13 protein-coding genes are annotated in these 14,384 nt (G+C 41.6%); 5 read left to right on the top strand and 8 right to left on the bottom strand.

Going from position 1 to position 14,384, the window contains the following annotated elements; all coding sequences use genetic code 11:
- Nucleotides 1-24 precede the first annotated feature (24 nt).
- The 4 genes from FTV32_RS00500 to FTV32_RS00485 all read right to left on the bottom strand — a co-directional run bounded on the left by FTV32_RS00500 (nt 25) and on the right by FTV32_RS00485 (nt 3,184).
- Nucleotides 25-1,548 carry an aromatic/alkene/methane monooxygenase hydroxylase/oxygenase subunit alpha gene (locus FTV32_RS00500; protein WP_180027548.1) on the bottom strand — a complete coding sequence of 508 codons (1,524 nt, stop codon included), beginning with the start codon at nt 1,546-1,548 and terminating at the stop codon, nt 25-27.
- A gap of 62 nt (nt 1,549-1,610) precedes the next feature.
- Nucleotides 1,611-1,877 (bottom strand): MmoB/DmpM family protein, encoded by a 267-nt coding sequence (locus FTV32_RS00495; protein ID WP_180027547.1) that lies wholly within the window; start codon nt 1,875-1,877, stop codon nt 1,611-1,613.
- An 11-nt stretch (nt 1,878-1,888) separates the two neighbouring features.
- The gene (locus FTV32_RS00490) at nt 1,889-2,893 is read right to left on the bottom strand and encodes an aromatic/alkene monooxygenase hydroxylase subunit beta (RefSeq protein ID WP_180027546.1); all 1,005 of its coding nucleotides are present in this window, start codon (nt 2,891-2,893) and stop codon (nt 1,889-1,891) included.
- 21 nt (nt 2,894-2,914) lie between these two features.
- Complete coding sequence (locus FTV32_RS00485; RefSeq protein WP_180027867.1) at nt 2,915-3,184, bottom strand: phenol hydroxylase subunit; 270 nt, start codon at nt 3,182-3,184, stop codon at nt 2,915-2,917.
- A 357-nt stretch (nt 3,185-3,541) separates the two neighbouring features.
- Here FTV32_RS00485 and mobR point away from each other — a divergent pair, with 357 nt between their 5' ends.
- On the top strand, nt 3,542-5,218 hold the full coding sequence (gene mobR, locus FTV32_RS00480) for a phenol degradation transcriptional regulator MobR (RefSeq protein ID WP_180027545.1): 1,677 nt from the start codon (nt 3,542-3,544) through the stop codon (nt 5,216-5,218).
- 32 nt (nt 5,219-5,250) lie between these two features.
- Here mobR and FTV32_RS00475 read toward each other — a convergent pair whose 3' ends face one another.
- The 4 genes from FTV32_RS00475 to FTV32_RS00460 form a co-directional block, all read right to left on the bottom strand.
- Nucleotides 5,251-6,876, bottom strand: coding sequence for a sigma-54-dependent Fis family transcriptional regulator (locus tag FTV32_RS00475; protein WP_180027544.1), 1,626 nt, complete (start codon nt 6,874-6,876; stop codon nt 5,251-5,253).
- A 268-nt stretch (nt 6,877-7,144) separates the two neighbouring features.
- Nucleotides 7,145-8,053 carry an alpha/beta hydrolase gene (locus FTV32_RS00470; RefSeq protein ID WP_373683278.1) on the bottom strand — a complete coding sequence of 303 codons (909 nt, stop codon included), beginning with the start codon at nt 8,051-8,053 and terminating at the stop codon, nt 7,145-7,147.
- Between the two features lie 12 nt (nt 8,054-8,065).
- Nucleotides 8,066-9,727 carry an NAD(P)/FAD-dependent oxidoreductase gene (locus FTV32_RS00465; protein ID WP_180027542.1) on the bottom strand — a complete coding sequence of 554 codons (1,662 nt, stop codon included), beginning with the start codon at nt 9,725-9,727 and terminating at the stop codon, nt 8,066-8,068.
- Between the two features lie 284 nt (nt 9,728-10,011).
- Nucleotides 10,012-11,238 (bottom strand): acetamidase/formamidase family protein, encoded by a 1,227-nt coding sequence (locus FTV32_RS00460; RefSeq protein WP_180027541.1) that lies wholly within the window; start codon nt 11,236-11,238, stop codon nt 10,012-10,014.
- Between the two features lie 262 nt (nt 11,239-11,500).
- Between FTV32_RS00460 and ybgC the strand changes: the two genes are divergently transcribed.
- The 4 genes from ybgC to tolA are packed head-to-tail and all read left to right on the top strand — an operon-like array spanning nt 11,501 to nt 14,250.
- The gene (gene ybgC / locus FTV32_RS00455) at nt 11,501-11,908 is read left to right on the top strand and encodes a tol-pal system-associated acyl-CoA thioesterase (RefSeq protein ID WP_035265725.1); all 408 of its coding nucleotides are present in this window, start codon (nt 11,501-11,503) and stop codon (nt 11,906-11,908) included.
- 23 nt (nt 11,909-11,931) lie between these two features.
- The gene (tolQ, locus tag FTV32_RS00450) at nt 11,932-12,630 is read left to right on the top strand and encodes a protein TolQ (RefSeq protein ID WP_180027540.1); all 699 of its coding nucleotides are present in this window, start codon (nt 11,932-11,934) and stop codon (nt 12,628-12,630) included.
- The gene (tolR, locus tag FTV32_RS00445; RefSeq protein WP_180027539.1) at nt 12,631-13,080 is read left to right on the top strand and encodes a protein TolR; all 450 of its coding nucleotides are present in this window, start codon (nt 12,631-12,633) and stop codon (nt 13,078-13,080) included.
- 3 nt (nt 13,081-13,083) lie between these two features.
- Nucleotides 13,084-14,250 (top strand): cell envelope integrity protein TolA, encoded by a 1,167-nt coding sequence (tolA, locus tag FTV32_RS00440; RefSeq protein WP_180027538.1) that lies wholly within the window; start codon nt 13,084-13,086, stop codon nt 14,248-14,250.
- The last annotated feature ends 134 nt before the right edge of the window (nt 14,251-14,384 follow it).

Raw genomic sequence — 14,384 nt, 5'->3', positions numbered from 1 at the left:
TTAGGACTATCCCCAGCTCGTGACTTACGCCACACCTTTCCATTTTTTCCAGCGTACCTGATCTGGAGAGCCTTCAATGTCTAAGTTGTCTGCACCGACATTAAAGCGGTAATATTCGCGCAACATCACTTCCAGATCAGGGCCACCACAATTACCTTGCAAAATTTGATTCACGGGTAACCAAGCTTGTACATATTTCTCTGGTTCACGCTCGAAAATGTCATGACAACCATCTGAACAAGTGTGATAACGCTCGCCTTTATAGACACTGCTGCGGTAACTGAACATGGTCTGATCACCATCCATTTCAGTAAAGGTCATCGGTACCTGACAGATTTGGCACAGCTGTGGCAAGCCCGCACTATAGAAACGTTTACCTTCCGCTTCCATCTTGCGTGCTAACTCCCAACGTGGACGGTAATACTTGTCAAAAGTGTCTGAATATTTTTCTGATAACCAATCCATTTCTTCATCAGTTGGAATCCAAGTGTGGAAGCCAGCCGCATGACCAAAGTTATAGAAAATCCACCATGCTTGATGCGAGACGTGCTCTTTTTCTTTTTCAATGACTTCAGAATATTTAGGCATACGAATGCCGTAGCGGCTCAGGTCTTTAAAGAGCGCCCCACCCGCTTCTTCAAAATAAGTTTCCCATGCTTCTTTCCATGACATAACTTTGTTTGGCAGCATGTAATCCATCATCATGCCGACAATTGATAGTAATCGAGTGCCACGCCAGAACCATTTATCAATCCACTCCTGTACGATCGGCACGTTGTCTTCATGCTGTTCCAGTAGGAATTTGACAATTTCCAGTCCTAGTGTCATATGACGCGCTTCATCTGACTGCGCGCTAAAGCCGAATGTGACGGTTGCCATATCACCGTTATGGGCAGCACCAGACATGAAGGGTACAAACAGCAAGTTGGTCAACACATATTCAAAGGCAAAACTGATAGCCAGTAAGAATTCAAATGGGCCTGCAGAACGCGCATCTTCAAAGAATGATTTAGGTACAGATAAATACCAAACGCGGTCATGCATGTGTGACCAATCTTGGAAGCCATCAAAGAATTTGTTGTAATGGCTCATCGCATGAATCTGCGTTTGCACATGACGCAGTTCATCAATGGACTGCATTTGGGACGCAATACGTGCACCAACACCACTGAACTGACGTCCTACATGGGCATAACCTTGGAAGGCTTGATATTCCAATGGCGTTACAGCAGTTAAAAACAGTTTAATGGCATTTAAATAGCGTTCGTTGGTGACATTCAACTGACCATTATTTTGTGCAAAAGCATCAAAAATTGCGTAGAGCTTTTTCTCTTTTTCCGCTTGATATTTCCAGTAGGCATCCATGGTTAGGCGGAATGGATCTTCCCATTTCGACCAATCCGTAATTTTAATGCCTTCAAATTCTTCATAAGGAAATGCTTCTTTACGGTCTGCATAGGAAAATTCCCAGTCCAGATCACGCGTGAGTGCACGGTAACGGTCTTTGGCATTTAGTTTTTTACCAATTGCATTAATTTTAGAATTCATACCTAAGGTCCTTTATTCTTTTGATATACCGCTTCAATGCGGCACATTGACGCTTACTATTTTTAATTCCAGTGTAGACGGAACGTATCGTCATCTTCTTCAACGTTACCGCCCAATGTGATCATATTGAGCTGTAAAGATTGGATATCCCATTCTTGTCCCAATTTTTCCGAAACCGTTTCCGCACGAACAATCAGCCCTTTTTCACTTTCTACGCGAATCATGGCCGGTAAATATTGAATGGTGGCCTCAGGATTATCTTCTTCAATCGCTTCAATGATGTAACGTGAGGTATCGTTATCTTGTAATGCTAAATACACTTTAGACATGCTGCTTCTCCTTAAGTCTGTGCCACTTGTTCGAGATCTATTCCAATTTTTTTACTGCGCTCCAGCAGTTTTTGTTCAGCCGCATCTATTGCGTCACTAGCTAAAACTTTTTCAGCCCAAGGTGCAAATGCGGCTCTAACTTCGGGTAGGTATTCCGCCAGCCATTGACTTAACAATTGCTTATTTTCAATTGATTCTGCTGTCGCTGTTTTGAGTACGCTGTCTGACCATTTGCGCAGATCTGTTAAGGCTTCTTGCATAAACTCGGTGAGCATCGCGAGATCCCGAGCTTGGTGCTCTGCTAACCATTGATCAAATTGGGTATAGACCAGTTCAGCCATAAAACTATCTATCACTAGGTTTTGTAATAAAAACAGCTTGAAATAGTCTTGTTCTGTCAGACTTTTTTCACATAGCTTGCGTAAACCTTGCCAAGCTGTATCGTTCATCCATGCCTGTTTTGCAGGAACGAGTGATTCCCCCGTTCCACCATCCAAGGCTAAACCTACACGAGAAATATATTGCGCCATGCCGAGCCGATCCATCGCCGCATAAATACATGCTTGGGTCAGTACCGTGCCATAACCATAAGCACTTCCTGACATCATGTGCAGGTTGGCGGTTTGCTCCAAATGACGGAATGGAATAAACAACGAAATCACTTTTTCACGGACTTCTTCAGAAATATGTACAGCCAGCTGACGTTTCTCAAAAAAGTTAAAATTAGCTTCGGCAGTATCTTGTAAACGGGCGCGATGTTGCACATATGTCCCATAATAAAACTGACGTGGATCCTTAAATGCATACCAGTCCTGCATCACAATAGCTGTATGCGTTTTATCATTCAGTGTTTTCTCAGGTTTCCATAATGGTCGGTAATGGAAGTTGGTTTCAGCCTGAATATCAAAACTAACTTCCTGATAGCGGGTTGCAGGTTTATTGCCAAAACGGCGTTCAATGTAGGCGTAACTCTGGCGTATTGGTTCAATACTAGATGTTTTAATTTCAAGTGACATGGCTATCTCCTTAAGCTATTTCTAAAGATCTTCTTGATCTGGGATATATCGCTGTGCATTGACTAAAGTGACTTCAGTCCCATAGCGCCATTTTTCTTCTTCCTCATCATTTCTGGTTTTCTGTTCTTCAGTCATCTCAACGACTTGATTGGTCTCACAAAACTGTATAAAAGCTTCACGAGGTAGCACCAGTTCGACAAACAGACTTGGATCGTGAATGGCGAAATCAAATTCAATAAATTTGGCATTACGGTCACCCGTCACCCGAATATATTTGGTGAGTTGTGGCATCCCTATTTGATTTGTCATGACTAAGAATCCTTCTTGCTGGACAAACTTCCTTCCACATACATATATCAATTAGTGTGCCAACTTTTTAAGTTTTTGATTTTTATAAATTTTATTATATTGGGTGTCTTTTTTTGAAGTTTGATTTCATCAACTGATGAACACAATTAAAAAAAATTCATCAAATGATGAAAGACTATTTTCAACTCTTTTTTTTTATAAATATCCATCTGGCATTTTCATGCACTTTATGTACAGTATGATGATATGTATAAATTTTGAGTTCGTTATTAGTACACAAGTAATGAAAAAAATGCTTCATAGGATATTGAGCACAGAATAAAATGAAGGACATTGCGCATGCAGCCATTTTTGAAGCCACAACAAGATATTCAGGACCTGATTGACCGGATTAAGTTCGATGCCGCTCATGGTCAGATTTGGTTTGAAGAAAATCGTATGTTGTTGCTACATACCGATATTTTTGGTTTTCTACGCAAAGACTTGCACGATATGCTGGGTTATGAGCCAGCCAAAAGGTTCTTTATTCGTTGTGGTTATCAGGCTGGTATGCGAGATGCCGAAGCCACTGCACAACTTCGTCCAGACCTCAATGAAACAGAGGCTTTTATGGCAGGACCACAAATGCATGGTATTCGTGGGATGGTACAGGTCGAAGTCAATACACTTCAGCTGAGCCATCGCAACCATGAGTTCTATGCCGACTTTAACTGGCGACATTCCTTTGAAGGTGAAGTTCACCTGAGCGAATTTGGTAAATCCGATGAACCTGCTTGCTGGCTACAACTTGGCTATGCTTGTGGATATAGCAGCTATGTCATGGGGCAAACCATTATTTATCAGGAAACCCAATGTATTGCCCAAGGTCATGATCATTGTCGGATCATTGGTAAACCCTTAACTGAATGGGAAAATGCCGAAAAACTTGTACAATTTATGTCTCCTGACCCTATATCGGACGAAATCATTGCATTACGCGCTGAATTGAATCAGCTAAAGCACGATATTTATACTCGTGCCGAGGTCGACTACAGCATGTTTAATGCGGTCGGAGAATCTGCGGCTTACCGCAATGTCTGTGACCTCCTCAAAAAAGCGGCTGGCAGTAAAGTGGCCGTACTCCTGTCTGGGGAAACAGGTGTTGGTAAGGAGGCTTTTGCACGAGGTATTCACTATGCTAGTCCACGCAAAGATAAGCCTTTTATCGCAGTTAACTGTGCTTGTATCCCACATGACCTGATTGAAGCTGAGCTCTTTGGCGTAGAAAAGGGGGCTTTCACAGGAGCAGTCAGTCAACGAATAGGTAAATTTGAACGTGCCCATCAAGGTACGATTTTTCTGGATGAACTGGCTGAGTTATCCCCTCGTGCCCAAGCAGCCTTATTACGAATGCTGCAAGAAGGTGAATTTGAGCGTGTAGGCGATTATCAGACCCGAAAAGTCGATGTTAGAGTGGTAGCTGCTACCAATGAAGATCTAGAATTAGCTGTCAAAAAGGGTCGATTCCGTGCCGATCTGTATTTTCGCCTAAACATTTTTCCGGTACGTATTCCGCCATTACGCGAACGGCGGGAGGACATTCCCCTGCTGGTCAGTCATTTTCTTAAACGCTTTGAAAATATCTATGACAAAAAATTTAAAGGACTGAGTGACAAAGCCAAACATTTCTTTATAAATTACAATTGGCCAGGCAATATCCGTGAATTAGAGAATGTGCTGGAACGCGCAGCACTACTCACAAATGATCAACAAGAGATTAAACTACGTGATTTATTTCCCGATGTTGTAGCCGCTGAGACAAATAGCTATAGGGAAACATTCCCTTCCAAATCATTTAATTCACAAAAAATTGCAGAACTATTTACTCCTGACTTTTCATTGGAGCATTACGAAAAGCAGATTATTGTACAAGCCATGCAACAGAGTCAGAACAATGTCTCCGAAGCAGCACGTTTACTCGGCATTAGCCGGGCAACATTGGATTATCGCTTAAAGAAATATAGGGCCTTATCCTAAGGCTCTATATTTCATACCCAAACACCCTCAACTTATATTACTGCGTGCTTTTTTAACCGGTATTCCAGTGCACTTCGTGTCATATTCAAATAACGTGCGGCTTTCGACACGTTGCCGCGATACTTTTGCAAAGCTGTTTGTAAAATCGTGGCTTCGACATATTCAATATCTAGCTGTTCTGAATTGTGCATCAGATTTTCAATTAACTGATCCAGATCACTTTGAGTAGCAATGCCTTTGATGCCATTCACTTTCTGCTTATGCTGGCTAACAAAGCTCTGAATTACATTATCTTCCAACATCAGGTCTTCTAAGTCCAATGGCACATCATTGGACAATAGCACTGCCCGTTCCACAATATTTCGCAGTTCGCGGATATTCCCTGGCCACTCATAACTGTTGAAGAAAGCATAAACCCGGTCACTAAATCCGTTGAAGGTCTTCTCGTACTGCTTTTCAAAGAACCGAATATAATATTCCAGCAGTAAATTAATGTCTTCCCGACGCTCTTTCAATGATGGGATTAATACCGGATAAGTGGCAAGCCGGTAATATAAATCACTGCGGAAACGTCCTTCATCTACTGCTTTTTTCAGACTTTCATTACAAGCGACCACCACCCTGACATTGGTCTTGCGGGTCTTGGTATCCCCCACCCGTTCAAACTCTCCAGTTTGCAAAACACGAAGCAAAGACGCCTGCGCTTTAGGGGATAGCTCGATAATTTCGTCCAGGAAAATGGTGCCCCCATCTGCCCGTTCAAATTTACCAAAGCGGTTTTCAGTCGCCCCGGTAAATGCGCCTTTATTACTACCAAACAATTCCGCTTCAATCAGTTGCTCTGGCAGACAGGCACAGTTAATTGCGACAAATTCTTTATCTTTACGGGCACTATTCTGATGGATACCACGCGCAAATGCCTCTTTCCCAACCCCTGTGCTGCCTTGTAGCAATACCGTAATATCCGACTCTGCTGCCTTGAGCAATAATTGGCACACCTTGGCAAAGGTCTTGGATTTTCCTATGGCATCAAAGTAGCTGTTGGAAAATAATGGTTTAATGGTTTCAATAAAATATTCAGATTTCAGTCCAAAATGACGGTCCTGCCCTTCATGGCTTTCAATCCGGCAACACTCATCTCCTTTGGCAACACAATGTGTTTCAACATAATGAAAGGGAGCATTTAAAAATTTTGAGGTATAACCACTGGAATAACCCGTCAACCACCAGCAGCAACAGTGTGTCGAGTAAGACCTGTTCTTAATTTGTGCATAGGCTTCATAGGAGTCATTCCATTTGAATATACCTTTAAACTTGTTTTGCTTGGGATTGAAATCCAGCGTCTCAATATCAACATTTACCATGCCACGAATCTTGGCCAGTTGAGGTCCGGCCACAAAAGCTGACAACTGATCATCTGCGCGCAGTTTGAGCGCTCGCACAGCATCTTCACTACCAATTTCATAACCCCAGCGATAGATAACTTTTTTAGCTAGATCAATCCCATATTCATCAATTAAAAAATGCTTCAGTGTATACAAACTATTCGCATTAAAGAGAAGTGATCGATCTCCATCGAACCAGATTTTACCGTCCTCACTTTCAAAAGAAATTTTACTAATAAAATCGCTAACCGATATATCCATATAATTTTTCATTGAGTATTACTCCATCCCTCAATTAATTTCAAATTTCCTGAACTGTTTGAATATATTATTATTTTTATAAATAAGCAGGCGTTTCTAGGTCAGTGTATAGATCGCCAATTTAGAAATACAGTGTCAAAGATGACAAAACTACAAAACACTACGTTTTGCTCCTTTGATTCATTCTTCAATCTCATCGAGCATATCAAGCACATATCGATAAGATTAATGCGCTTTGAATGTGAAAACCAGCCATTCACTGGCTGGTTTTGAATGGGAGTTATTTCTTTAAAAATCGAGCAATTTCCTCCCGAATCGTCTGGTGTTCAGGCACGACTGCAGATAGCCAGAAAATACCATGTACACCACCCCGAATACGCTTGATGGTGGTGGTTATACCTTGATCGATTAAACGGAATCCATAATATTCCGCATCATCCCGCGATACTTCATATTCTGTGGTCACGATTAAAGTTTCTGGCGCAGCGGATAGATTGTCATACTGTAAAGGTGAATATTGAACAGACTGCCCATCTTGGATCTGATAATTTTTCCAGAACCACTCCATATCCTGTTGCGATATTAGATAACCATTTTCATCATTTCTTGAGGCAGAATCCATCTCAGGCTGTATCACTGGATATATTAAGATCTGTTTGGCAATCTTCATATCCTGTGATACAGCCCATAACGCAGATGTCGTTGCAAGATTTCCTCCTGCACTGTCACCTATGACTGAGATTTGATTCTCGTCACCGCCATATTCTTGAATATGTTGAAACACCCACTCCAATCCCTGTCTGGCATCTTCATGTGCGGCTGGAAAAGGATGCTCAGGCGCCAAACGGTAATCCACTGACACCACAATATGCTGATTCATTTGCGCCAGCACATGGCAAGTTTCATCGGCTACAGCCAGCGAACCAGCGACAAAGCCACCTCCATGATAATACACCAGCACAGGGAGTTTTTTTCCTGCAAGTTCTGGCTGATAAATGCGCATATAAGTTCCTGTGCGGTACTCAACATCGGTCGTCTTAGTTTTCACCTCGACCGGCTTTTGCATGTTTTGGAAAGATTCAACTACTGCACGCACTTCATCTACCTGACTTTGATGAAAAGGTTTCACCCCTGCTTCTTGGATCTGACCGAGTAGAGTTGCTATTTCTTGAGTAATTGGCATATGAATTCTCCTGACCGATCAAGACACGTGTTGAAGTAAAGCACTGTTAGGATCGACTGCTTTAAAATGAAAACCCTGATAACCTTTAGCAATCATCTCATCACAAATCGCACGATACTTCGGTGCTCCACCTAAATACACCAGGCAACGGCGTGGTTTTCCGGGAATATTGGCACCCATATACCAAGAATCCGTATTTGGCAGCAGACTTGCCTGAGCCAGCTCATTGGCATGATTCACCCATTCTTCTTCCGCTTGAGCATCTGCATCAACTTCAAGAAGCTGATGATCAATCATGTGTTGGATAATGCCTGTCGCAAGGTCAACATGATCTTCAATCGCTAAAGGCATGTTATATAGCACCGAAGGACTTTGTGGACCTGTCACAAGAAATAAATTCGGGAATCCACTCACGGTATGCCCCAAATAGGTACGTGGTCCTTCTTTCCATTTTTCAGTCAGTTTTTCATGGTTCTTGCCTTGGATCCCTAACGCAAATAATGGTCCAGTCATGGCATCAAAACCGGTCGCCAGAATCAAGACATCCACCTCATGCAACTGATCACCAACCACAACGCCATTCTCATCAATACGGGAAATTGGAGTTTGTTTAACGTCAATTAAATGCACATTGTCCTGGTTAAATACTTCGTAATATCCACTTTCCATGGGTGGTCGTTTAGTGCCATAGCAATAATCTCTCGGTGCCAACAATTCTGCTACTTCTGGCCTTTTCACACGAGCATGAATTTTTTGACGAATAAACTCGGATACAGTTTCATTGGCTTTCGGATCAAACAAGATATCCTGATAACTATCAATAAACAGACGGAAACCACCACGTTGGTAACGGTCTTCATAAACTTTTAAACGTTCTTCTTCGGAAACTGCCAGTGCTGAAGGCTGTACTTCGTTATAAGGTACCCCCAGGAAATGATTGCGGGCATTATGTCTGATTAAAGTATATTTGGCCTTGTTCTCGAGATCTTCCTCTGCCTGAGTAGGCCCATTACCCAATGGAGTGGAGTAGTTTGGTGTACGCTGGAACACATATAACTCACCGACTTCTTTGGCAATTTCCGTAATAAGCTGGATACCCGTAGAACCGGTGCCAATTACACCAACACGTTTGCCTTTCAAGCTGATTGGTTGTTTTGGCCAGTTGCCGGTAATCAGTGTTGGACCTTTAAAGTTTTCTACACCTGGGAATTCCGGTTTTTTCGGCACGGACAATGTCCCTACACCAGAAATAAAGAAACGAGATTTAATGACTTCACCCTGATTGGTCGTTACTGTCCAATATTTTTCTTGTTCATTCCAGACCACAGACGTGACTTTGGTATTGAAGGTGATGTCCTTTCTCAGGTCAAAGCGATCTGCCACATGATTGAGATATCGTAGAATTTCTGGCTGGGCAGCAAATTTCTCGCTCCAGGTCCATTCTTGCTGTAATTTTTCATCAAATGAATAGGAATAATGCACACTCTCAATATCACAACGTGCACCGGGATAATTATTCCAGTACCAAGTTCCACCGACATCCGGTGCACTTTCAAACACGCGTACTGGAGCTTTCATCTGATCACGCAGTTTGAATAAGGCATAAAGTCCAGTAAACCCTGCACCAACGACCGTCACCAAGGTGTCCACACCTTTTGTTAAAATACTTAAATTATCCATGAAACGTCTCCAGTGTTCTTAAATTATCCTTATGCTTAAATGTCCTATCTAAGCCACCAGATACTTCGCAAGGAGCGTGCCAAAACTTAACTACATGTTTTTTATATAAATATTTATTTTTTTAAATAAAAAAATTCATGTTTTCACTAAATTAACTCTAATTCTCACATATACATGAATTTATAAAGGAGTTGAGAATGAAGGGAGTTCATTCATGGCATCAAAGATACACTCCAGCAGTAAAAAAAAATCCTCCTTGATGGAGGATTTTTTATTTGAAAAATTTATTTCTGCTCGATGAACTCTTTGAAATCTGCTTTACGAATCATCGCATGGATGCCTTTTGTTTTATCTACAACTTGAGAAACTTCAAAATCAGTCGCTGCACTGAGATAAGCATATGCAATTTCTTCACTTATGCCATATTCATTGACTAAGAAATTGATTGCTTCACGCGTAGATTTGCGCATTGCTTCATCCAAATCTTCATCTAAACCAGGCGTGATCCAAAACTCACCATTTTCACCTAATGGCTGAGAAAGCTGCTTACCTGGAATATGATTTTTACCCGCTTTTAACACACTAATTTTAAACGTTGCGCGCGCTGAACCCTCTAAAGCAGTTAATGCAACCTCACCATCGCCTTGAACAAAATGACTATCACCTGTGTAGAATAATGCACCTGGAACTTGAACAGGATAATAAGCGGTTGCCCCAGTAGTTAAATCATTAATATCAATATTTCCACCATAAAAAGAGGGTGGAACTGAGTGAACAGGTTCGCTGGTATTTGGTGCAACACCCATTGTTCCCATAAACGGATTTAATGGAAAACGAATCGCTTTACCAGATTCTGTTTGAATCACCCCCTCCCATACACCCTCTTTATTTTGCGCAATGGGTGTAAATACTGACACATTACCGTAAGCATCTGGATTTTCTGGCGAAGCATGATCATGTTTTTGACGTTTAGGGAATTCAGGCAATGTACCTTTACCATGACGGTTTGAAATAACACCATAAGGAACACGCGGTTCTATTTTGATGATTTCAACTTTAAGCACGTCTCCCGGCATTGCACCTTCAACGTAGATCGGACCAGTAATAATGTGTGGACCATCTTTATGGAAATCATGCTTTAAATTAGAGCGGGTGATCAATTTCGCTTCATCTAAAATGTGCTCTTTTTTAACACCTTTAGATGTAAAGTATTTTTCAGCATCACGCCCTTGATCCTCTAATAAACCTTCATGTGACACTGTATCAAAAGTCACATGACTCCCCGATCGAACCGTTAAAACTGGCTTAGCATCTTTATTCGGTAGATAACCCCATTGAATAGTATTGAGTGTACTTGGAATATAATAGTGTCCAGCATATTCCCCTTTTTTTAGAAAAGTTGGCTTGCTTTCAATCTGTTTTAAAATTTTAAAATCTTCAGCCGAACTAAAAGTCGAAAAACTTAATATTGATGTAGCAATCGAAATCGATAAAGCTAACTTTTTTAACATGCACTCAAATCCAACTATAAATTTCATGTGAATTTATTTAAGCAATCCCTATGCCAAACATGATTAAAATTCAATTAAATCTGCATTTTCATCTTAAAATATTTCGCCCAATCTACAGCTATTTTTGAAATCTTGTGCCATTGGTCTGTAAAAATGGAGTGCTAAACTTCAAGCCTTTCAAACATTGTATAAATCAGCGTTTCGCATTCTTTCTCAAGAATGTTGCAAAACACTGGACTATTTAAAGTAATGGAACACCTGTATGGCGAACAAATTTGAATTTCAAATCCGAGTGTATATTGAAGATACAGATGCAGGAGGCATTGTTTATCATGCCAATCATATTCGCTTTATGGAACGCGCACGTACAGAATGGTTACGCGCTTCAGGGATTTCACATTACTGGCATCAAAAAGATTACAACTTTGTCGTGCATAAATTAGCGCTTAAATATTCACGTCCAATATTAATGGATGACTTAATTACTGTTACAGCAAGTGTAGTTTCGTGTAAAGCAACGTCTTTTGTATTGCAACAAAATATTTATCGTGGTGAAATCATGCTAGCTTCAGGGGAAGTAGAATTGGCGTGTATTAGCGCTGAAATGAAACCGCTGAGAATTCCAAATGAAATCCGTGATCTAATCGAAAAAGAATTAGCCCACGCATAAAAATATGATTGGCACATGTAACTATGGCAACACAACTCGAATCTTCACTTCACGTCACAGATTTAATTCTTCAAGCGAGTCCAGTCGTACAACTGGTCATGCTGGTGTTGGTACTAGCTTCACTCTTTAGCTGGTACCTTATTGCCAAGTTACATATGACGTTTAAGAAAGCTCGCCAAGGCGATGATCATTTTCAAAAGATTTTTTGGTCTGGTGCAGAACTCAACACCTTATATAACAATGCTCAAGTCAACTCTAAGCGTGAAGGTTTGGAAGATGTTTTCTATCTTGGTTTTGCAGAGTTTCTTAAACTCAAAAAAACCAAAGCAGAAACAGCACAAGTCATTGATGGCACAGAGCGTATTCTTGGGGTGGGTTTAAGCCGAGATCAGAGCCGTATGGAACAAGGTCTCAGTGCGCTTGCGAGTATTGGTTCAGTTGCACCCTATGTTGGTTTATTTGGTACAGTTTGGGGCATCATGAATGCTTTTATCGGCTTAGCCCAAGTGGATCAAGTGACGCTAGCAACTGTCGCACCAGGTATCGCGGAAGCCCTCATTGCGACTGCAATTGGTTTATTTACCGCGATTCCTGCAGTACTTGCATTCAACCACTATACGGCCAAAAGTGAAGAAATTTACTCAGATCGCTCCTTGTTTGCTGAAGAAATGGTGGCGCTTTTACAACGTCGTTCTGTGGGTTCTACACAGGAAGCTGAATAAATGGCTGTTCGTCGTTCAGGGCGTTTCCAACGCATCAAAAAGCCACTTAACAGTGACATGAATGTAGTTCCTTATATTGACGTCATGTTAGTACTTTTGGTGATTTTTATGGTGACTGCACCAATGATCACAAGTGGCATAAAAGTTGATTTACCTGAAGCAAACAGTGTACCGATTGAATCTAAGGATGCACCAGCTATGGTGACTTTAGATCAACAAGGACAATACTTTTTAGAATACAAGGGTAGCCAACCAAGTCCACTGAGCTTGCAGGAATTACAACAGACACTTCGTGATGCACAACAAACTGCTGAACATGAGAATAAACAATTTAGTGTCGTCATCAATGGTCATAACACTCGACCATATGGTGAGGTGATGACGCTCATGTCTAACTTACAAGATGCAGGGATCAATCAAGTTGGCTTGCTGACCAAACCAATTCAATAAGCTATGAAAGAATCTAACTCTCGCTTTTCAAAAGAAAAGAAAATTGCAATCGGATTCACTGTTGTGGTCCATGTGATTGCGATCACAGGCTTGTTGTTCCTTGGATTGACTCAACCTCCTGAGCCAACTAAAACTGTTAAAACAGTTTTAGTTAAACCTGAAGATCTGGTACCACCTGAACCCACACCATTGGTTGAATCTGATCATTCAGATACAGCGCACCAGAACGTTCAAGAAAATGTTCAACAGACCAATGAGCCTATTCAAAATGCTCCTGTGATTCCTGTTGCACCTGCTGTACCTCCTCCAACTCAACCAAAAGTTGAAGAGCCAAAATCCGACCGTAAAGCTGAGCAAGCGGCTGCGGTTAAAGCTCAACAAGAAGCCGAACGTAAAGCAGCGGCTGAAGCACAACGTCAAGCAACTCAAGAAGCGAATCGTAAAGCTAAAGCTGAGGCCGATGCTAGAGCTAAACAAGAGGCCGCCCAAAAAGCCAAAGCAGCAGAGCAAAACGCAAAACAGGAACAACAAAAGGCGAAAGCTGATGCGGCTTTAAAAGCGAAACAAGAAGCTGATCGAAAAGCTAAAGCTGAGGCAACTCAAGCCAAAGCTAAGCAAGAAGCTGATCGGAAAGCTAAGGCGGAGGCCGATGCTAAAGCCAAACAAGAAGCCGACCGGAAAGCTAAAGCGGAAGCAGATGCAAAAGCCAAACAGGATGCTGATCGTAAAGCTAAGGCTGCAGCTGATGCCAAAGCTAAACAAGAGGCTGATGCGAAAGCTCGTCAGGAAGCACAAAGAAAAGCGGATGCCGAAGCCAGAGAACGTGCCGAAGCTGAAGCTCGAGAATCTGCCGCTGAAAAAGCTAGACAAGAAGCAGCCAATAAAAAAGCTGAATCTAAACGCATCGCTTCTTCAGCGAAAAGAGACTTTGAGCAAAAAATTAAAGGTGCTTGGAGAATGCCATTAGGCTCTTCAGGTCAAAAAGCGACAGCACGCGTGACATTATCTGACAGTGGTTCTGTGACTTCAGTCATCGTCAATGCATCAGATCCAGATGTCAAAGCCAGTGTCGAACAGGCTGTTCGTGCAGCAGCACCATATCCGATGCCATCCGATCCTGACGCAAGGCGTGAAGCTCGTAGTTTCATTTCTTCATTCACCGTGAAATAATAAAAAAACCTTTCGATTCGTCGAAAGGTTTTTTCATGAATTGCGGATAATTACACGCTTTATATAGATTCGGTACGGAGCTATATGCTAAAAAGCTAGAATATTCGAAAAATTAGTATCTTGAGTACGTGACC

This window comes from Acinetobacter sp. YH16032, assembly GCF_013417345.1.
Classification (GTDB): Bacteria; Pseudomonadota; Gammaproteobacteria; order Pseudomonadales; family Moraxellaceae; genus Acinetobacter.
Note: the sequence above shows the minus strand (reverse complement) of the source record. Positions and strands in the feature narration are given on the sequence as shown.